The organism is Mediterraneibacter hominis (assembly GCF_014287475.1).
In the GTDB taxonomy this organism is placed as follows: domain Bacteria; phylum Bacillota; class Clostridia; order Lachnospirales; family Lachnospiraceae; genus Mediterraneibacter; species Mediterraneibacter hominis.
Map to the genome: position 1 here is coordinate 1,734,919 of NZ_JACOPF010000001.1, position 21,371 is coordinate 1,756,289.

The window sequence follows — 21,371 nt, forward strand, 5'->3', positions numbered from 1 at the left end:
TCTTATGATAAAAACTGGATTGCTGCTTCTCCAAAAAAATATCCTGCGCCGACAAATACCAGATTCCAGATAAAAATACCGAGCGCAGAGCTAACTGTATATTTCACAAATTCCATCTGTACCATTCCTGCCGGAATTGAAATAATAGTTCTTACCATCGGAAGCAGCTTGCTTATAAAGACTCCTTTTGGACCTTTTTCTCTAAGCAGCTCCATCTTTTCTTCAATAACTGCCTTATGTTTTGGAAACTTTCGGAAATAAAAGCCCATTACTTTCGGCCCTCCAAGCCTTCCGAGCAGATACAAAAGCCAGCTTCCTGTAAGTCCTGCCGCTACAGTCAGCACCATCACAAGTGGAAAACTGATTTCTCCCTTCGCTGCCCAGATACCGGCAAGAGGCATAATCAGGCCCGCCGGAAAACCTGGAAGGTTCAAATATTCCAATAAAACAATCAAGTAAATAAAAAAGGCCCCATATTCAAGAAAATAATTCGTCAATGTCTGGATATTCATAAGATAAGCCTCCTTTAACTATTTACAGAATATCCTGTAATTCTAAAGGAGGCCGTTATAAGATTTTAAAGAATTTCTTAAGAATAAAAAAAGAATGTGCTTCACCTAGAATAAACTGATATGTTCCCTTATTTTTCTATTTAGCCGTGGGATACTCGTTGCACAATAAACGATATGGATCTTCATCTTCTTCAATTTCCGGGAAACGCCCTACCGGAGGCTGAAAACAATTATCCGTATTATCATCATTGCACATGGATACTTCTCCGATCAAAACATCTCCTGTACCAGGTTTCACATCAAAATCATGAAATTGGTGCGGCCACAGGGTAATACTTTCTCCCGGTTTCAGTTCTACGCCGGTTCCGGCAGGAACCAAATAACTTCTTCCATCTGCATTTACTAAAACATCCGTATCTGCCAACTGTTCTTTTCCGTCATCATTATATACATGAATGATCAACGTACCTCCACCGCGATTAATTATATCTTCTGATTTTTTCCAATGAAAATGCATCGGCGAATGCTGTCCTTCTTTTAACATTAACAATTTTTCAGCATACACTTTAGAATATTTTGGATTATTCTGATTTCCATTGCGCAATGTGATCAATGCAAAGCCTACTTTTTCCCAATCGCCTAATCCATAATCAGTAATATCCCACCCCAGCATATTATCTCTTATTTCGTCATACTCATGGCCTTTTGTCTTCCATTCCTCTGGGGTAAAATTACAAAACGGCGGAAGATAAAATCCATTTTTTCTAACCAGTTCTTCCATTTCTTTAATGCATCTATTTATTTCTGATCTTTTCATTTCAACCTCCATTTCTTTCTAAAACAGACTCATATGAGACACGTTTTTAGCACTTCCTCCAAACATTCCGGAGCGCCTTTTGCTGCCCCCAGTTCCAAGCTCCAATCCAGCCCTCTATATTTCTTACACCGATCATCATTTTCTACAAAATCAATCAGACGTTCCATCATTTCCAGATTCCATACGGAATTATCAATCGCCGCCGTCGTATAGATTCCCTTCTCTAACATCTCAAAGCCAAAAATATCTTTTGCATGTGTCTTTTCAGCACTATTGATCACATCTTTTACTAAATGACTCGGAATGAAAAGTAATCCACTCTCTGTTCCCATTACAATATCTCCTGGAAGACATACCGCACTGCCGATCCGGCAGGCACCATTCAAATCTGTCAGCACACATTCACGAATCGGTGTAGGATCGATTCCCCGATAAAAAACTTGTGTATCAATCTTTTTCATCTGCTCAATATCTCGAACACCGCCCCATATTACCGCACCGCCATTCCCTGTTTTTACATGAATCGCAGTTGTAAGATTTCCGCCGGCAAAAGTACCGTTGTAGACTTTATCAAACATATCTGCAACTACAACATCTCCGTTTCCAAGATTATCCACAACCCATTGATTGAAAAATCCTTCCCAGCCCTTTTCTTCTCCTTGTTTTCGCACAACCTTTGCCAAATCCGGACGAATCGGCATGAAGGTGCAAGTCACTGCTCTTCCCACTAATTTTTTTTCACTATGTAGATACTTCATTCCACCTTCATATTGAAAATGGTATCCTTTTACATAAAGTGGAAGCCAGATTTCTTCCAATGTCATTGTTCTTAATTTATCTAAATATACATCTGGAACTTTCGGTCGTCCGTCTTCTAATCGCTCTCCCTTCCACTCCTGTGTCAATTCTATAATTTCTTCCCTTGTATTGATAATCACATTTCGTTCCTCCTTGTCAATCCAGCATTCTCTTTTATAATTCAATGACTCCTGGTGCAGTCCGGTAAGCTTCCGGAGCTGACTTCCAATCCGGCATTCCATATGCCATTGGGTTATACACAAATTCTCCAGCACGTATCGTAAGCATACATTCTAACATCTGTCTTCCCTGCAGTCGCGCATTTCCACTATCTGCAAATCCGAAATTTCCTTCCTTTATTTTCAGAACAGCTATATCTGCATCCATACCCACTTCTAATTTTCCAAGCTCTGGATGTCCGATAATCTCTGCCGGACGTGCTGTTGTTCTATACAGTACCTCTTCTGGCGACATTCCGATATTTAAATACTTTGACATAACATTCAGCAGACCATATACAGGGCCATTTACATTGTGTAGGTATAGATCTGTGGACAGTGTATCCGGATAAAAACCTTGTTCATATGCCGGTATTGCATTTCTGAACCAGAAGCTTCCCGCACCATGTCCCAAATCAAAAAGAGTTCCTCTTTTTCTTGCTTCCAACATAAACTCTTGCATTTCATTTTTCTCATTCAGGATATGAAATTGCTGCGCATATACATGCGTATGAATATCCCCTGGTCTAAGTCGCCGAAGAATCAGTTCCTCATATGGACGTCCCGGCAAGTACGGCTGAACATCAGCCATAACCGGTTTTCCTGCCAATTCTCCTGCCCTCACTGCAGCATCCACTGAAGCCCACGCCGGATGCTCCTCATCAAATGGTTTTCCCACATGATAATGTGCTGTTTTCACGCCTACAACTTCCTTAATTTCTCTTGCGATTGCAGCCGCTGTTTCTATATAAAAATTCCGTGGTTCCAATTCAGAAGCGAGGCTGACCATTCCTCCATAGGCAATATTGATAAATGCCAAAATCCGCAATTTTGATTTATCTATAAAACGATCTTTAAAATCAAAAAAATCTTTACATCCGCAACTTCCTGCATCTACCGCAGTTGTCACACCATTTTGAAACATATGTGCTTCTCCATCAATCATCGGAAGTGTATCTTCCGATGAACCGCATAATGGATATATGTGCGTATGCATATCAATCAATCCTGGAGATAGAATCATCCCTTCCAGATTAATTTCTGTAATACCTTCTTTTTCAATTCCTGCCTCCATTGCAGTAATCTTTCCTTCTGACACTACAATGTTCTTTTCTTCAAAACACCGGCTTTGAGAATTATATACCCTCCCGTTTTTTAAAATATAATCTTTCAAAGTCATTCCTCCTCTGCTGTTATTTTAATCACATTGGTCACTCCCGGAAGGTCGAGAGAATCACAAATATTGAGTTGGGTATTCTCCTCATCCCACCGACAACTAACAAGCTTTCCACTCTTTTGGCAGCAAATCAAAATACTTCCATCGTCCGCAATCAAAAGTCCACGGGGAAATTTCCCTCCGCAATCCCATTCTCCGATCTTTTCTCCCAGTCTCTCCAGTGAAAAAGCCGAAACTGTTTCTGTACCTCTGTTTCCTACAAATAAAATCTTCTCTTTCCAGATACTCGCATCTCCCGGTGCGTTATTTCCTACATACATTGTCGTATACTTGGTACATATTCGCTGAACCTGTTGTTTATTTTTCTGTTGCTGCATCTGCCAAAAAGACAGTGTACTTGCACTTTCATTAATAACCACTGCATTCTTTTCCGAATTCCACAGTAATATCTGGCGTGGTCCTTCGCCTTCGTCAATTGGAAAATTTAAATTACATTCTCCCAAGGCCCTTCCTTTCTGCTGATGTCTACACACTCTGGATAAACCTAAGTCCACCAAGTAAAGCTGATTTTCTTTTCCCTGATAAACACAATGCGCATGCGACTCTTTCTGCCCTTTTTTCATCCAAATACATTGCGTTAATTCTGTATCTACAGCAAAAAAATCACCACTCATATAACAGCTTCCATAAAGCATGGTACGGTCTTCCGATAAGCATAAATGACAAAGGCCCTCTCCCGGTGCCTGAAATCTTTTTTCTTCGATCAGATTTCCATTTTCCCATACAAATTTTACAATTTCATTCGTTTTTTCAAAGGCAGCATAGATATAACTTCTACGGTCAGATACAACTTTTTCAACCATATAAGAGGGACCGCCATCATAATAATCCTCTTGTTCTCTTTGTATTTTCCCGTTATCAGTGATTTTCAATACAATAAGATTGGAATGCTTCTCTATATCGCCATATCCTGTTGCCACAAAATATTTTTCAGCCATCCCAAATCAGCTTTCTACTTCCACAATCACTTCTATTTCAACCGGAATATTATGATTCGGAAGATTTCTCGTTCCCATTACAGTTCTTGTATGATACCCTCGTTCTTCAAGTACATCTGCAATCGTATCTGAAAAACCATCAAATACTTTTTCCACATCAGTGAAACCTTTTGCGCAGTTCACCAACCCAAATGCTTTCACGATACGCTTCACCTTATCCAAACTTCCTAGTGTATCTTTCAACGCTCCCAGTATAATAATCGCACACTCTCTTGCAGCTGCATATCCTTCTTCCAATGTTAAATCTTCACCTATTCTACCCGAAAAAAGTGCTTTTCCAGTAATCTGGTCTTCCGGTCCATGTCCTGAAACAAAAATCAGATCATCTGTTTGTCTTAAAAGAACAATTCCTCTTTTCTTTTTATATACAGGTTCTTTTTCCTGTCCATCTTCGATGATTCTATTAATACTGTCCATTCATGCTCCCTCCTGCTATTTTCGTATTTTTACAATCGCCTCAACTGTGACAGGAACATTTTCCCATAATGCATATGCTCCCATTGCAGAACGTGCATGCTGACCTCTTCTTCCAAAAACTTCTACCATAAGATCTGAAAATCCATTCATAACATACGGCTGTTCGCAAAAATCTCCTGCACTATTGATCAATCCAAGCGCTTTTACAAAATAATCTACTCGATCCAATTCACCGATATAATCTTTAATTGTTGCAATCATATTCAATCCACAAATTCTGGCAGCTTCATACGCCGTGTCTTTATCTATCTCTGCTCCAACTTTTCCCTGATAAACAGGTTTTCCCTCTGCATCTACCGGAAAATGTGCGGATAAAAAGAGAAGATCTCCTTTTATACAAGCATCTACAACACCTTGTCCCTTTCTATTTCTAACCGGAAGTGTAATTCCTAAATTTTCTAATCTTTTTCCTGTCTCACTCATTTTTTATCTCTCCTTCTATATTTTTATTTAGCCTTTTACCGCACCACTCGCTAATCCTTCTACAAACTGCTTTTGTACAAGCATAAAAACAATAATAATTGGAATTGTGATTAACATTGCAGCCGCCATTGTCTGTCCCCAGTCTACCCTGTAAAAAGATGAAAATTCACTCAGTGCCAACGGAACTGTCCTGCTGGATTCACTTCTCGTAAGTACATTTGCAATCGCAAATTCATTCCACGATGAAATAAATGCATAGATTCCGGTTGCCGCCAATGCCGGTTTTAAAAGCGGAATCACGATTTTGGAAAGCATCTGTATCGTCGAGCATCCATCCATCACCGCTGCTTCTTCTATTTCTTTCGGGATTCCCTTAAAATATCCTTTTGCCATCCATGTAACCAACGGCATACTGATTGCCAAATGTGCAATCGCAAGCCCCAATTTTGTGTCTACCAGACCCACTGCATTTTCCATATAATACATCGGAATCATCAAAACTGTTAATGGAAGCATCTGACTGATCAACATAAAAAGGGACAATCCTTTACTTCCTCTAAATTTGAATCGCGCAAACGCATATCCGGCGCTTCCTCCTAAAAGAAGTGCAATAACAGTAGAAATTCCACCTACAATCATACTATTCAAAAATGCTCTTGGAATCGAACTTTCCGTAAGCACTAACAGATAGTTGCTCAATGTCGGCATTTTCGGAATCCAATACGGAGGATTGGAAAACACCTCGTTTCCGGGTTTGATAGAAGTACTTGCAACCCATGCAAGCGGAAATAATGCTGCGATCACTGCGAATCCTAGAACAATATATGTTAGAACAATTCCTATATGTCCCAGCCATTTTTTCTTTTTTTTCGTATCCATCAATTCTCCTCCTTAATGACAAATTTCACATACAGCGCTGCAAATATCATTGTGATCAATAACTGCATTACAGCACTTGCTGAAGCTGAATTAATATTAAGAACCTGGAACTGATTATATACCAGAATCGAAAGGGTTGTTGTTTTCTGTCCTCCTGATGTCATAATAAAAATCAGTGAAAATTCATTGATTGCCCATACAAGCAGCATCAAAATACAAATGAAACTTACATCCTTTAACATTGGAAGTGTAATATACCATAATTTTTTAAACCAACCGGCTCCATCCAATTCTGCACTCTCATACAGATCTCTCGGTAATTGCTGTAATCCTGCTGTCATCATAAGCATAACATATGGTGCACATGCCCATACCTGAACAATGATTACCGATAACATCGCATATTGAGGACTGGACAGCCAGGAAATCTCTTTTTCAATTACACCGATACTCATCAATAAATGGTTGATCATTCCTCCATCTGTGGTAAACAACCATTTCCATGCCGTTGCCTTCACAACTCCCGGAATGATCCACGCAACAAATATGAGACTACGAAATACACCTTTTATCCGTGTTCCTCTTCTGTTGATCAAAAGTGCAAGTATAAATCCGAGCAGAAATGCTGGTATCACGGTTCCCAATGTCCACACCAGCGTATTCCATATTGAAGATGTAAACATTGGATTTTTAAACAAGCGGAGATAATTTGTCAACCCTGCAAAACCGTTCTGTCCAATCGCATTCTCACTAAAACTCATAGATATGATATAAAATAATGGATATATGATAAGTAATGCTGTCACAGCAACTCCCGGAAGTATAAATGGAATCGCCTTTTTTTCATCTCTTGTCAAATAAAATTTTTTCATTTTTACCTCCGCCTCTTATAATTTATAGGGAGGGACTTCCCTCCCTTTCATTAATTTGCAAGTAATGCATCAATATCTTTTGCCATTGCTTCACAAGCTTCATCTACCGACATCGTTCCAGCCACCGCATTTTGCATATACTGGAAAATGATCGGCTCCATCTCTGACCATCTTTCGTATGTCGGCTCTGCTTTTGAATTATCTAACTGTTCCATAAATGGTTTCAACTCTTCTGTTGCAAACTGTTCATATTCCATTGCTGTTTTACTTGCCGGGAAAGAATCTGTCAGTCTTGCCTGGTTCTCCGGTGTTGTGATATATGCCATAAATTCAGCCGCTGCTTCTTTATTTTCACTCTTAGATGACAATGCTACACACCAGCCATTTGCTGTTGTTGTTCCCATTCCATCAACCCCCGGAATAACAGCTGTTCCAAAATTAAGCTCCGGGTAATCTGTCTTCAATGTCTCTACATCAAATGGACCTGTCAGCATGAATGCAAGGTTCCCCTGTCCAAAAGATTCTCTCATTGTTGTATTATCAAATTCAGAACTTCCCGGTGAAGCATAACCTTCTTGAATTGAATCTACAATATTTTTAAGTGCTTCCTTGGCCGCTTGACTATTCATCATACATTTTCCACTTTCATCCAATACGTCTCCGCCATATGTATACATCTGCTGTACCAGACGTGTCGCCGCATTTGCCTGATTTCCTAACGGCCATGCAAAACCATATTTACCATCTGTTGAAAGCTTCTTGCTCATTTCTACCATTTCATCCCATGTCTCTGGAAATGTCTCATATCCTGCTGCTTTCAGCATATCTATATTGTAGTAAATTCCAGAACCATCGTATCGGAAAGGAACTCCGTATACTTTTCCATCCACAGATGTAATATCCAGTGCCGGTTCTACAATATCTGCAAAATCAATTCCAGCTGTTTTTCCCAATTCATCCATTGGCTCTAACAAGCCTTTGTTTGCAAATGGAGCAACATCTGTCAACAGCATGGTGCATATTTCCGGTGCATTATCTGTACTGATTGCTGTTGTAATTTTACTTTTATATGTATCCCAATCAGTTACCACAATATCCACTTTTATATCCGGATGTTCTTTTTCAAATTCGGCTGCCATCTCTTTACTTTCTACTTCATCCCAGTTTGGTGTCCACCATTCAATGGTTTTCACACCTTCTTTTTCTTCAGAAGAAGAGCTTCCCTTTCCACATCCTGCTGCCATAGATACAACTAATGTTGTACCGAGCGCTACCGCCATCCATCTTTTTGCAACTCTTTTTTTCATATTGATTTTTCCTCCTTTTCATTCTCGGCTTCTTTACATTTTAAATACTTTTCTGCAAGAAGACTGATTTTCATTAAACATCTTGTAATATGATATGGGCCTTTTAATTCAAAACCTTTCCAATCACATAAAACACCTCCCTCCCTGTTTAAAATTGAATACCATTCCCCATATTTTTTATCTCTGAAATAAAGTTCTGTATATTCATATAATTTCTTAAAGTAAATAAAATGTTTTTCATTTTCATTCAACAGTGCACTCATAAATAACGCATTCAAACCTTCTGCCTGTACCCACCAGATTTTGCTGTCCCATGCGGCCGGTATTCCTTCGTAATCTGTCACCAAAAATTGTTCTTCCGGTGCTTTTCCAGCCACATCGATATGTTGGATAAATCCACCATAATTTTCATCATAACAGCGTTCGATCACCCAATCCAAAACCTCTTCTGCACGCAGTTTCCATGATTTCTCATCTAACATGCATCCCGCTTCCATCGCAAACCATAACGATTCCATAGCATGTCCAGCATCTACCAATCTTCCTTCTCTACTCAACTCTGGTCTTCCATCCTGCTTCACATACTCCAATGGTGCCTGCAGTTCACTGTTTGCAAATTCATATAACGATTTTCTGACACATTCTCTCAATACATCTTCATATCGGTTTCCAAATAAATCAAAACTTTCCAAGGCAACCAATAACGTCATAAAATTCACTGCATGCTTCTGCCATCCTGCTCGGATTCCTTCTTTTCGTAGAATCTGTTCATCTTTTACATTTTGAAATAATTGTTCTGTCAACTGCCGCACTTTTGCAAGCTCTTCTTCGTCGGGCGGTACAGCTTTAAAATATTCATATAACCCTTTTATCGCAAAATGATCGGTAAAAATAGAAGTCGTTCCTTCTAAAACCTTTCCCTCTCTCGTAAGCAATTTTTGAAACCGCCCATTGCCTGCATAAAAATTTCCCTTTGTATAACGATACCCTTGCCCCGCAATATTAAGCCATGTCTCTTTTTTCTGGATAAATCGATACAAAGCTGCGAAGCTATACATATCTCTTCCTACAAACCATCCAGGTTTCACTGTCTTTATCAATTTTCCTTCTCTGTCAAAACAGTTAAAATATCCTCCATATTCCTGATCCAGAACCCTTGGCTCCCAAAATGGAATGTGATCTTCTAATAGCTGTTTCTTCGCTGATTCTCCAAGCTTCTTTATTTCATTTTTATGTGCTTCATAAAAACTCTTTCTCATATTCCGCCCCTTTGTAAACGTTTACTTTCTAAGCTAAAAAAAATATTTTATTCTGCTTCAAGTGCTTTGCAAAGCACTTCTGCTACTATATCTGCCTCTTCTTTATATAAATTTAAAGGGCTGATATATACGGCATTGTTTATTCTATCCTCTCCTATATAAATTCTTTCTTTTTTCAAAAAACTTACAATTTTTTCAGAACTATTTTTTTCAGAAAGATAACAAAATAATCTGGGATATTTTTGGCCTACCGGTCCCCGTTCGATAATTTTTAACGTAATCTCCTTTTCTATTTTTGCTACTCTTTCAGAAATCCTTCGCAAAATCTCACGAAGTTCGCCATCTCTTTTTTCTTCATCCTGAAGTACATAGTTTTCAAGTGCTATATACAACCCTGCCATTGCTTCTCTGGACGTTTTTGATACACGACAGATTCCATGTTCCGGCGCACCAAACCGAATGCATCTTTCAATCCACTGTCTCGTTCCAAAAATCACACCACTGTCCTGCGGACCGCATAAAGTTTTTCCTCCGCTAAAAATCACCATATCCGCCCCCGCTTGTGTAAACCTTTTCAGGTTTTCTTTCGGTGGAAGCTGTGCCGCGGCATCTACAATAACGGGTACATTGTATTTCTTTGCTATCGCAATTACAGTTTCTAGTGGAAGTGACCCTCTTTGATATAATGTAGATGCAAAATAGACCACCCCTGCTGTTTTTTCATTGATAGAACCTTCCAATTCCATCTCTAGTGTTTCGTCCGCATCACCAATTTCCACAATATCTGCACCACTAACTGCCAATGCTGCATCATACGCGTTTCTTTGTGCCCGCATAACAATAAATTCTCTTTTTGTCCCTAGAATTTCAGGTAATTTCCTATAATAATATTCACTGTCTTCTGCAATACAGATACAAGCACATAGCAGCAGCGCTCCTTCTGCACCATTTGTAAAATATGCCGCCTCATTTCCTGTTAATTCCGCTGCTTTCTTTCCAAATTGAATCTGCATTTGCTTAAGATCCACAAAAGAAGCGGCAGCTTCCTTCATCGCCTGCAATGTATTCTCCGCCATCCTGCTTCCGCCATACATAGTATAGGTATCATGCGCATTAATATACGGAATAATTCCGTTTTTCTCGTAAAAATCCATTCTTTGTTCTCCTTTACTCAATGAGCTTTAATGCTTGCGCCTCCGTCCACCATGAGAATCTGACCTGTCGTATACGTTGACATATCACTTGCCAGATAAAGTGCGGCATCTGCTATATTTTCCATTGTTCCCGGTTCTAATGGCTGCATCCGATATAAAAGTTCCATAAATCGTTCTCTTTCCTCTCCCTCCGGATATGTCTGAATTTCATCTATCATATTGTCACTCATAATCAAACCCGGACAGATGCAATTTACACGGATACCTTCTGATGCATAATCTAGTGCCATTGCACGAGATGTCGCATTCATCGCACCCTTTGTTCCCGCATAGATTCCAAATCCTGGCATTGTTTCTACACTGTGTATTGAAGAAATATTTATAATATTTCCGTTCTTCCGTTCTCGCATTCCCGGTAAAAAAATTTTAGAAAAGCGAAGAAAACTTTTATAATTCACGGAAATCATTTTCTCCACCTGTTCTTCCGTACATTCATCGACTCTGCCATGGTCATTGATCCCTACTGTATTCACCAATATGTCAATACCGCCAAAGTCTTCTAAAATCTGTATTCCTACCTGCTCAACATTCTCTTTATTTCCAAGTTCCACTTCATATCCGCGGCTTTTGGGGGATACTTCTTGTATTTCTTTGATTGTCTGGCAAAGGCGTGGCACGTTCTTCCCGCCCACCGCCACAACAGCTCCCTGTGACGCAAATAATAATGCAATTTCTTTTCCGATCCCCCGGGCTCCTGTTGTGACAAATACTCGTTTTCCCTCTAATAACCGATTATAATTCTTCATACCAGCTCTCCCGTTTTTATAATTTATCCATGATACTCACAAACGGTCTCCCGTTCTATAATCTTAGTTTCATACATTTTTCTTACAGGCATTTTCATATCTGTATTACTCAACCGTTCACTCACCAATCGGATACTATCCATTCCAATCGTATACAACGGCTGTTCTACCGTTGTAATTTCCGGTCCCCTGTATCGATCCGGTAAAATTCTTTGATTATCAAATCCCATGATCGAAATATCTTCCGGAACTCTTAATCCTCGGTCAAGCGCCGCCCGTACAGCATAGCTGGCAAGCGCATCATCAGAACAAAAAACTGCCGTAGGTCTTTCTTCCAGATCTAAAAGTGCATTCATTCTCTCATACCCACTTCTATAATCCGCCGACGAATACTGAATATATCCCTCTTTCACTTCAAGATCAGCTTCCTGCATCGCCTGTATGTAGCCATTAAATCGCTCGATCGTAACCTTTTTATTCGGATTTCCACAAATATGTGCAATCTTTCGATGTTTCTTCTCTTTCAAATAATTCACTGCATTTTTTGCGCCGCCAAAATTATCGATCAGTAATTTATTACACTGTAAAGACGGTACATCATTTTCAATCATCACAAATTCTATCTGCTCATTATCCTGTATATACTTGATCATGCTTTCATCGCTTCGGTAAGAACCATATAGGATAACCGCATCCACTACACCATTCGAAAGGTATTTTACATAATTCTCTTTACTTTTCACATCTCCGCCCAGCGCACTGCAAAATACAACCGAATAACTTGTCTGCTGTGCAGCCGTTTCAAATCCTTTGATCAAATCATAAAAAAATGGATCATGCAGATTATTTACTACAATTCCAATCGCGTTGGTTCTTTGCCTCACGAGAGATCTTGCCGCTGTATTGGGACTATACCCTAATTCCTTGATAACCTCCTGTACCTTCTCCGAAATCTGTTGTGTTACTCCATCTTTATTATTTACAACTCTGGAAACCGTAGCCGTTGACACATTCGCTTTCTTCGCCACATCTTTGATACTAACTCTCCTGTTTTCCATTGTACTTTCCCCCACTTCGCGCTCTATATGTAAACGTTTAACCCGAAAACATCTTCATCTTCTGTAAAAATCTATATAAACCTCACGTTTTATTGTAAATATGATTTCCAACTTACTTGTAAACGTTTTCTTGATTATATATCTCTCTCCTTTCATTTGTCAACATGTATATCTAAACTATATTTTTTTTATTTATTTTGTTTAATTTGTCCACGTGTTTTTTATAACTATTTACTAAAACTCTTGTATTGACATCTTCATTTGCTTTTCTTAATATAAAATTAACTGTTTCATCTCTTCACAGTTACAAATAATGTCAGTATACGAAGGATACTATGTTTCTCTTGTATACTGACACTACATTTCCAAAAAATAAAAAGGATGGAGAATAGCAGAAACTATGGAAAATATGATAATCGGAATTGATCTGGGCGGCACAAATTTGAGAATTGGAGCTGTAAACAATAAAAATAACTTAATCAAACCACTTGTTCTGAAAAGTGAGTGCATTGCAAGCTCCCCTTCTCCTATTAGCACGCTCTGTAAGTTGATTGAGGAATATCTGTGCGACACAAATATCACCCATATCGACGCCATTTCTATTGGTGTTCCTTCTTCCGTAGAAAATGACAATGCCACGGTAATATGTACAACAAATATCCGGAATCAATCTGGGGAAGCTGTCTTTTCACATGTAAATATCGCAGAAAATATTAAAAAACACTTCCACGTTCCTGTTTTTGTAAATAATGATGTCAACAATCTAATGTTATATGACACGCTAACCCATCATCTTGAGGATAAAAAGGTTCTGGTTGGAATTTATATCGGTACAGGTGTCGGCGCTTCTGTAATCATTAACGGAGACTTTTTAAAAGGGAAAAATGGGGCTGCACTTGATCTTGGACACATTCCCTATTATGGCAAAAAAGAACTCTGTAGCTGTGGAAAAAAAGGATGCTGTGAATGCTATGCTTCTGGTTGGCGCTTACAGCAAATTCGGAAAGAATATTATCCCGATTCCCCGATCAGCGAATTATTTACATTACACAAAACAGAAGATCCTCTACTAGATTTTGTATCAGCCTGTGCTAATATATATGCAATTATGGCAACCATATTTAATCCAGATGCACTGATCATCGGAGGCGGCATTCCTGAAATGAAAGATTTCCCAAAAGAACAGTTCGAAAAGGAAATTAATGCCTCTGTCGGAAAAGATGTGCTGTCTTATGGATTTGATGTTATTTATTCTACTCCATTTGTAGGAAAAGGAATCATCGGAGCCGCTATATTCGCAAGAAAAATGCTGCTGAAATCTTAAATAAAAGGAGAACTGTCTCATAATAACAATGTACAAAATTCACAGAATTTATAGCTTAATTTTATAAAATTCACTTATTTCTCTTCATAGAAGAATATGCTCCAACAGCTTTATTACATCAAACAATGTATCAAACCGGTGCCAGATAAGCTTTCTTGTCTCTTCCGCCGGTTCCACCATATCCGGAATCATAATCGGGCGCATACCCGCCCCATATGCGGACTGTATACCTGAAGGCGCATCCTCCAGCGCGATTGTATTCTCCGGTCTTGTACCGATTATACGGCATGCTTTCTCATAGATCTCCGGATCTGGTTTGCTTCTTGTCACCATATCCCCACAGACTACACCATCAAAGTAGCCAAATATTCCCAGTCGGGTTAAATTTTCCTGCGCATGCTGTCTGCGAGACGAAGTGGCAAGGCCCGTCTTAAGTCCGCGTTCCTTCGCGAAGAGAAGCAGCTCCTTTGCCCCCGGCTTTATATCCAGCCCTTCTGTATCTACGATTTCATGGAATTTCTGTCTTGTCATAGCAGTAAATTTCTCCATCGGAAAGTCCTCCGCTATATGTTTCCTAAAATATTCCTCTCTGCCTGCCACATTCATACCGATCGTATGATAAATGTGAGAGCCAATATCCGGATACCCTAAGATTTTCCCCACATGCTCCCAGGATCTCTGCACTATTTTTTCAGAATCTACGAGCAGTCCATCCATATCAAAAACCAGCCCCTCTATCGGCGCTGGTTTCTTCTGGCTCATTGCTTCTCCTCCTGGGGACGAAACTGAATACTTCCAGTCTGTGCATCCATTCCGTCCACGATCGCAAGAGATTCTAACTGAAAGCCCAAATTCCTTATGATTCTTCCACCGGACTGAAATCCCTTCTCAATGGCGATTCCGATTCCCTCCACAGTCGCACCTGCGGCCTGCACAATCTGAATTAACCCCTGCAAAGCACAGCCGTTGGCAAGAAAATCGTCGATAATCAATACATGATCTTCTGGCCCTAAAAACTTCTGTGCGACGATCACATGATTTTTACATTTATGAGTAAAAGACTCTACCTCTGCCACATACATTTCTCCGTCCAGATTGATACTCTGCGACTTTTTTGCGAAAACAACAGGAACATGAAAATGCTGCGCCGTAATACAGGCGATCCCGATCCCGGATGCCTCAATCGTGAGAATTTTATTAATGTGCCTGCCGGCAAAACGCCGTTTAAATTCTCCTCCCATCTCCTCCAACAATTCAATGTCCATCTGATGATTCAAAAAGCTGTCTACCTTTAATACATTTCCTTCTTTGACTACTCCGTCTTTCACGATCCGTTCTTCTAAAAAATTCATCTCTCCAACCTTTCTAATTCGTTTCAAATATTTTAAATACTCTTTTTAAAATATACGCATTTAACCATGTCACTATCGAAACTCCGATTCCCATCCAGATTGGAACCGACAAAAGAATTGTCCGTACAGTAAGCAGGGAAGCTGCCACGGGAACTACTACAACTACCATCATCAAAAACGTAAAGGGCAGTTTCGCAATGGACAAAATCACTGCATTTTTCAATGTTGCTTTCGTACTGTTCTCATATCGGGCAAGCAAAGGAAACACATATAAGAATATAGCAAACAACCAAAAACTAAAAAATCCAAATATTACCTGAAATACAATCCGTATAGTCCCTTCTAAGGAACGAGCCATATTTAGATCCACCGAAAGAATCAAGCCCAGTGCTGCAATCAGCAGCCACACGATGGTAGCTTGTTTGAAATTCTGCTTAAATGCTTTGAAAAAGCTTCGGGCAATATATCCTTCTTCGTTTCTTACGATTTTCTGCATCACAGAATACAAAGCTGTTGTCGATGCGCCGATTGTCACGATCGGAATCGAACAGACCAGCCACAAAATGTTGAGAATCACAAAATCACAGATACGCGAAAGCGCCCTTGTAACAACATTGTCGGTTATATTAAACTTCATAATGTATATCGCCTTTCTTCTTAATGTTCTGCCGAAACCCGAAGGGAATGGGTTACGATGTGTCTTTTAAAATATAGTATAGCATATCTTGTGCCTGTAGGAACACAAAAATTATCTCTTTTTATCTCCCACCGCGGCGTATGTATCCTGCCGGAAGAATAACGAATGTACTTTGCACATTCTCGCGCCGAAGCCTGACAGTGTCAGCAATCATTTTCTAGCTGCACGCAGTACGCATCCCCAGAGTTTTTTTGTATAGGAAGAAAATTTCCTATACATGAATAAAGAGCCTGCTTTTTGCAGACTCAAAGGGTATTTTATTTTTAGGTATGAAAAAAGCGGGTGATGGGAATCGAACCCACGTATCCAGCTTGGAAGGCTGGTGTTCTACCATTGAACTACACCCGCATCATCTCTGACACAAGTGGTATATTACCATATGTGTGTTCAAATTGCAAGTGTTTTTTTAATATTCCTCATAATTTTTGTAACAGTTCAGCTATACAGTGTGCGGGAAGCATAAAACATGCTTGCATGTTTTTGCGAGCGTACATCTGTATGAGCTGAACTGTTACTAATTTTTATTGCAGCCCGGCCCGTAACCTTAACAGGTATAGCCAGGCTGTATCTAAATTTTAGCAGTTTTAGTTCCGGCAGGCGTACAGCTTACGCCTCTTTCACTGTCTTGTGTCAGACCTTTACTTTTTTTCCTCTAAATCTTTCAGCGTTTTCCACTTTTCCATCGCTTCTTCTATATCCATTCCTTCACTGACCGCCTGTTTACGCGCTGCGTTGACTTCCTGAATTTCCCGCATCCTGTCTCCAGATAAGCTGTAACGGTGCATTGCGTACAAGGTGAGTATCCACGCAATCATAGGAATGATACAGAACAGTACGATCACAACCCATTTCATTCCCTCCATATAAGGAGTGTTTGTATCTGGAAGCTTCTGGATTCCGATTGCCATGACTGCAATCCCCACGACCGTAGACCCCAGTGATGATACCAGCTTATCAACCAGACTGAACAAAGTTCCCATAATACCCGGCACGTATTTTCCACTCCTGTACGTTTCATAATCCGAGCAGTCCGCAACCATAGGAATCGGCATATCTGCCGTAGAATAATACGCGCCATAGCCAACTGCATAACAAAGTATAAATAAAATCGTATAGAGATTCAGATGACTAAGTGACAGAGTCGTAAGCACACTGCCTTCTTTCCAGAACAGCAGGAGTGCCAATACCCCGACATAGCAGATAAGTGCCACCCTTGTATACTGTGCCAGAGCTGCTTTCTGCCCCTTTTTCTGTGCAGTTCTTACACTGAGCAAAAAGAAGGGCACAGAAGCCGCATAACAGATGATATATATGGGAAGATACAGCCCGCTGTAGTTTCCCATCATAGAGGCATAGAGCATACATGCTACACTGGCATTTGTTGCAATGGAAAATGCCAGCTTCGTACTTCCTCCTGCCAGCATAAGCATGCGCAGCTCCTTGTTCTTCACAAGAATATCCGCATATTCTTTCAGCTTTACCTTTTCTTTCTTCTCTCCCGCAATTCCAAAGTATTCCGGTCGGTCTTTCTCCCAGATTCCAATCACCGCAAGCAGAGTAAGCACTGCGGAAAGAATGATGGCAAGCGGAATTACAAAATTAAAAAATGCCTCCGAACCGTATCCTACTTTTCCGCCTACCACTGTCGCCACAATCTGAATCAAGCCCATGCCGACCAGTGAAGCAACTGTATTGAATATAGTAAATAAAGGGCGCTGTTTCGGATCGTTGGTAAGTACCGTCTGGCCGGAACGTGTACACGCCGTCTGAAACGTATACCCGATAACATAGAGCATATACATCAACACAAATCCCGTATAACGTAGCCACATCATGTCTTCTGGGATCATACGGGTTCCGAAATACAAAATCACCGCAGACACCGCCATGATTCCATTTCCCAGGATAATATATGGGCGGAATTTCCCTAGTTTTCCAGATGTTTTATCTATGAGCATCCCAATAATCGGGTCGGTAAACGCGTCAAAGACGCGCATTACCGTCACCATTGTCGTAGCAAACATCAAAGCAAGCCCCAGAACACCGTTCGCATGGTACGCTATATAATTCATCGTCAGGATGTAGTATACATTTGTCGCACCATTGTTGAAGGGGAAAAGCACCAACTGATAGAGCTTTGCCCGATTTACTGATGCCGCTTTTATCTCATTCATGATTCTTTCTGCCTTTCACTCTTATACGCTTTCTTAAATTCTTTGTAGCTTGTATAAATTTCCGTCTGTTTGAATTTCCGCTTTCTTAAGATCCACATTACAAGGGAAAGTACAAACAGGATTGCAAATATAGCTACTGCAATTCTCAATATCACAAGTACCGTTAAATCAACCGTTTTAATGGTCGTATTCTCTCCTACTCCATTCATCCCTGCGGAATGCAGCGTTGCATACAGGTTGTAGTGGCATGCTGTCCGCATTGCGTTTACAATCACAGGATCCTCTTCATACTCTGGAAGCTGATCGGTAACGTAAGGAAGCATCGCGTCAAAAATGGTGACTCCCGCCATCAGACCGTCCACTCCGTTTACATAAGTTGTAAGCACGTTGTCTGTTATATTCTTTCCTGTACATCCCCACTCATCACGCAGAATATTGGTCATCAATCCCCGGTGTCCGCCAGACCAGATACAGCCCCAGCGTGTATACGCTGTCATCACACCGTTTGCCCCGCCTTCTTCCACTGGAGCCTGGAATGCCTTCAGATAGATCTCGCGCGCTGCCTGTTCGTTTACCCATACGCCAAGTCCGATTCGATCTTGTTCGCTGTCGTTCAGTGCGTAGTGCTTCATTACAACATTGATTCCTTTATCCTGGATTGCGCCTGTCTCATATGCACTCATCTTGCCGGACAGGAAGCCATCCTCACTGTAATACTCGAAGTTTCTTCCTCCAAACGGTGTACGGTGAATATTATTTCCCGGGCCATACAGGCAGGATACGCCTGCATGAATACAGTTGTTTCCGATAATCTTACCAACCTCCGTCATAAGCTCTACATTAAAGGTTGCCGCCATCACGTCTTCCGATGTAAATGCGGTGGCATCCATCTGTGTTTTGTCAGAAGCAATCAGGGAAGCGGTCAGTCCCTGCGGCCCGTTTTCATCTCTCGTTCCTGGAGCCTCCACCGATTTTACAGGCATTGTCCAATGGAACGCATCTCCTATCAAGGTTACCATCTCGTCAAAGGTAAGCTGATCGAGCAGATCCTCCCATTTTTCATCATCAAAATCCAGTCCCATCATATCATAGAGCTTTAATCCATTGTCCGCACCCATTGTCGGCATTTCCATCTCTTCATAGTCTGCCGGATCATATTGTACGTCCTGGAGATCTTCTGTCATTTGTTCTGTCAGTTCCAGCTTCAGGCTTTCCGCAGGGAAAGTTCCCTCCCAGTCATTTCTGGAAAGATATGTGATCTCCTGTTCGGTTCCTTCATACAGATTAATGTCAGCGTTGGAAAGCTGGTTTTCAATCTTTGTTCCGTTTGCAGATACAGAATACGTCTCTGCGTCGAATTCTGGCTGGTTCCATTTATACACGAGGGAAGCATCTCCGTCTTTGTCCATGCGCCCTTTCGTGTTCTCTGTTGTATATCCTTTTGCCGCCAGTGTATTATTGACTGCGTCGTGGGCATCTGTTCCGATTGTCAGGTAATAGTCTCCTGCATCCAGAATATAGGTGCCTGCTCCGTATGTGTCATAGGACGCAAGATCTCTTTTGTCAACGTACACTGTCACTGTCTGAGATTCTCCCGGAGCAATGCTGTCTGTTTTTGCAAATCCGCAGAGTGATACTGCCGCCTTTTCCACTCCATTCTCTATATCATACTGTGTATATGGAGACTGAGAGTATACCTGAATCGTCTCTTTCCCCGCATAGGTGTCCCCGGTGTTCGTTACTTTTACAGACACTTCAAACTGATCGGAGGAAGCATTGTATTGCACTTTCATATCACTGTAGGCAAAATCTGTGTAGCTCATTCCATATCCAAATGGATACGCGACATCCTCATGGTAGGTATATTCCCCTGCATTTCCGGTTCCCATAACATAATCTTCATAACGGGTTTCGTAATATTTATATCCGACATAAATGCCTTCCTGGTAAATCATATACGTGCTCGCATTTTCCGGAATCACGCCTTCTTCATAGCCTTCATATGTGACAGGTTCATAGTTTACCATAGCCGGTGAGGAATAGTTATCATATAAATACGTATCCACAAGACTTCCTGAAGGATTGACCTCTCCGGACAGAATCTCTGCAACTGCATTAATTCCAGAAATTCCTACGTCTCCAATCCACATGCAGGCGTCTACATCATAGACATTTTCTTTTAGAAAATCTACCTGGAGCGCATTTGCAGAGTTGATAAGAACGACGATCTTGCTGATGGTTCCGTCCGCTTTCATCGCCGCCACATTCTCCATCATTTCTTTTTCATTTTCATCCAATGCAAGATAATTCTTTTCCTTAAATTCCAGGTCTGCCCCTTCTCCTCCGACACGGGACAATACCACAACTGCCGCGTCCTCATAGGAAGCTACAGAGTCCTTTACCTCTTCTGTATAGACATCCCACGGCACCTCTGAGACAGAAGCGCTCGCTAAGCTTACCATTCCACCCTGGGCGCGTGCATATTCTTCTGTCTCTTCTCCGGCATAGAAGTTCCAGAGCGTCTCATTTACTTCAAATCCGCTTTTCTCCAGGGCTGTCTTTAAATTATCTGCTTTGGAAGCGTCAATATTGCCGGAGCCTGTACCACCATATACCAAATTCGTGGAAGAATTTGAAAAGCAGCTAAGCTTTGCTCCCTTGTCAAGCGGAAGGGCATTATTTTCATTCATCAAAAGGGCTGCCCCTTCTGCCTCCACCTGTTTACAAATTTCCAGTCCATATTCATTCATTTCTTCTACGGAATTAAAATCCGATTCATAATACACCGCATTTTTATCTTCATTTTGCAGTTCCCAGAAGGTTCCTCCTACGAATGCTGCTACAGTATTGTCAAAAATTGACAGCACGATCAGCGCCGGAATCAAAATGACGGAAAGCACTGCACTCAATATAGTCAGTCCTTTCCATGGACGGATCGCTTTTCTCCGCGCTTTGTTATACGCTTTCTTCCTTGTTTTCATTTCCTTCTTTTTTTCTTCCATAATACCC

General features: G+C 40.7%; 20 protein-coding genes and 1 tRNA gene. 1 reads left to right on the forward strand and 20 read right to left on the reverse strand.

From position 1 onward, the window contains the following. Positions 1 to 2: 2 nt before the first annotated feature. The 14 genes from H8S37_RS08490 to H8S37_RS08555 form a co-directional block, all read right to left on the reverse strand. Entirely contained in the window at positions 3 to 512 is a 510-nt protein-coding gene (locus tag H8S37_RS08490; RefSeq protein ID WP_186875544.1) for a DedA family protein, read from the reverse strand. Positions 513 to 648: 136 nt separating this feature from the next. Beyond that, the gene (locus tag H8S37_RS08495) at positions 649 to 1,329 is read right to left on the reverse strand and encodes a D-lyxose/D-mannose family sugar isomerase (protein ID WP_186875545.1); all 681 of its coding nucleotides are present in this window, start codon (positions 1,327 to 1,329) and stop codon (positions 649 to 651) included. A 29-nt stretch (positions 1,330 to 1,358) separates the two neighbouring features. Beyond that, positions 1,359 to 2,267, reverse strand: a complete 909-nt coding sequence (locus tag H8S37_RS08500) for an RraA family protein (protein WP_186875546.1) — start codon at positions 2,265 to 2,267, stop codon at positions 1,359 to 1,361. A 34-nt stretch (positions 2,268 to 2,301) separates the two neighbouring features. Further along, a complete protein-coding gene (locus H8S37_RS08505) occupies positions 2,302 to 3,519 on the reverse strand; it encodes an amidohydrolase family protein (protein ID WP_186875547.1) in 1,218 nt (405 codons plus the stop codon). 2 nt (positions 3,520 to 3,521) lie between these two features. Next, positions 3,522 to 4,520: a lactonase family protein gene (locus H8S37_RS08510; protein WP_186875548.1), complete on the reverse strand. Its 999-nt coding sequence runs from the start codon at positions 4,518 to 4,520 to the stop codon at positions 3,522 to 3,524. A 6-nt stretch (positions 4,521 to 4,526) separates the two neighbouring features. Next, positions 4,527 to 4,997, reverse strand: a complete 471-nt coding sequence (locus H8S37_RS08515) for a RidA family protein (protein WP_186875549.1) — start codon at positions 4,995 to 4,997, stop codon at positions 4,527 to 4,529. Positions 4,998 to 5,012: 15 nt separating this feature from the next. Further along, complete coding sequence (locus tag H8S37_RS08520) at positions 5,013 to 5,480, reverse strand: RidA family protein (RefSeq protein ID WP_186875550.1); 468 nt, start codon at positions 5,478 to 5,480, stop codon at positions 5,013 to 5,015. Positions 5,481 to 5,507: 27 nt separating this feature from the next. Then, positions 5,508 to 6,359 (reverse strand): carbohydrate ABC transporter permease, encoded by an 852-nt coding sequence (locus H8S37_RS08525; RefSeq protein WP_186875551.1) that lies wholly within the window; start codon positions 6,357 to 6,359, stop codon positions 5,508 to 5,510. Further along, a complete protein-coding gene (locus H8S37_RS08530) occupies positions 6,359 to 7,231 on the reverse strand; it encodes a carbohydrate ABC transporter permease (RefSeq protein WP_186875552.1) in 873 nt (290 codons plus the stop codon). Before H8S37_RS08530 ends, H8S37_RS08525 begins: the two co-directional genes overlap by 1 nt. A gap of 50 nt (positions 7,232 to 7,281) precedes the next feature. Then, on the reverse strand, positions 7,282 to 8,538 hold the full coding sequence (locus tag H8S37_RS08535) for an ABC transporter substrate-binding protein (RefSeq protein ID WP_186875553.1): 1,257 nt from the start codon (positions 8,536 to 8,538) through the stop codon (positions 7,282 to 7,284). Next, positions 8,535 to 9,797: an AGE family epimerase/isomerase gene (locus H8S37_RS08540; RefSeq protein WP_186875554.1), complete on the reverse strand. Its 1,263-nt coding sequence runs from the start codon at positions 9,795 to 9,797 to the stop codon at positions 8,535 to 8,537. Before H8S37_RS08540 ends, H8S37_RS08535 begins: the two co-directional genes overlap by 4 nt. Before the next feature lie 47 nt (positions 9,798 to 9,844). Next, positions 9,845 to 10,951, reverse strand: coding sequence for an aminotransferase class V-fold PLP-dependent enzyme (locus tag H8S37_RS08545; protein ID WP_186875555.1), 1,107 nt, complete (start codon positions 10,949 to 10,951; stop codon positions 9,845 to 9,847). 17 nt (positions 10,952 to 10,968) lie between these two features. Continuing rightward, complete coding sequence (locus tag H8S37_RS08550; protein WP_186875556.1) at positions 10,969 to 11,757, reverse strand: SDR family NAD(P)-dependent oxidoreductase; 789 nt, start codon at positions 11,755 to 11,757, stop codon at positions 10,969 to 10,971. Positions 11,758 to 11,780: 23 nt separating this feature from the next. After that, positions 11,781 to 12,815 (reverse strand): LacI family DNA-binding transcriptional regulator, encoded by a 1,035-nt coding sequence (locus tag H8S37_RS08555; protein ID WP_186875557.1) that lies wholly within the window; start codon positions 12,813 to 12,815, stop codon positions 11,781 to 11,783. Positions 12,816 to 13,215: 400 nt separating this feature from the next. On the opposite strand from H8S37_RS08555, the gene alsK reads away from it, so the two are divergent. After that, positions 13,216 to 14,139, forward strand: coding sequence for an allose kinase (gene alsK, locus H8S37_RS08560; protein ID WP_186875558.1), 924 nt, complete (start codon positions 13,216 to 13,218; stop codon positions 14,137 to 14,139). A gap of 84 nt (positions 14,140 to 14,223) precedes the next feature. On the opposite strand, the gene H8S37_RS08565 is transcribed toward alsK, so the two are convergent. The 6 genes from H8S37_RS08565 to H8S37_RS08590 all read right to left on the reverse strand — a co-directional run bounded on the left by H8S37_RS08565 (position 14,224) and on the right by H8S37_RS08590 (position 21,364). After that, positions 14,224 to 14,901, reverse strand: coding sequence for an HAD family hydrolase (locus H8S37_RS08565; protein ID WP_186875559.1), 678 nt, complete (start codon positions 14,899 to 14,901; stop codon positions 14,224 to 14,226). Then, complete coding sequence (locus H8S37_RS08570) at positions 14,898 to 15,491, reverse strand: xanthine phosphoribosyltransferase (protein WP_186875804.1); 594 nt, start codon at positions 15,489 to 15,491, stop codon at positions 14,898 to 14,900. Before H8S37_RS08570 ends, H8S37_RS08565 begins: the two co-directional genes overlap by 4 nt. 13 nt (positions 15,492 to 15,504) lie before the next feature. Further along, complete coding sequence (locus H8S37_RS08575; RefSeq protein ID WP_186875560.1) at positions 15,505 to 16,128, reverse strand: YesL family protein; 624 nt, start codon at positions 16,126 to 16,128, stop codon at positions 15,505 to 15,507. A 337-nt stretch (positions 16,129 to 16,465) separates the two neighbouring features. Beyond that, positions 16,466 to 16,536: transfer RNA gene (locus H8S37_RS08580), tRNA-Gly, on the reverse strand. 290 nt (positions 16,537 to 16,826) lie between these two features. Beyond that, on the reverse strand, positions 16,827 to 18,362 hold the full coding sequence (locus H8S37_RS08585; protein WP_186875561.1) for an MFS transporter: 1,536 nt from the start codon (positions 18,360 to 18,362) through the stop codon (positions 16,827 to 16,829). Beyond that, positions 18,359 to 21,364: a glycoside hydrolase family 3 C-terminal domain-containing protein gene (locus tag H8S37_RS08590; RefSeq protein ID WP_186875562.1), complete on the reverse strand. Its 3,006-nt coding sequence runs from the start codon at positions 21,362 to 21,364 to the stop codon at positions 18,359 to 18,361. The genes H8S37_RS08585 and H8S37_RS08590 overlap by 4 nt, the downstream gene beginning before the upstream one ends. Positions 21,365 to 21,371: the final 7 nt, after the last annotated feature.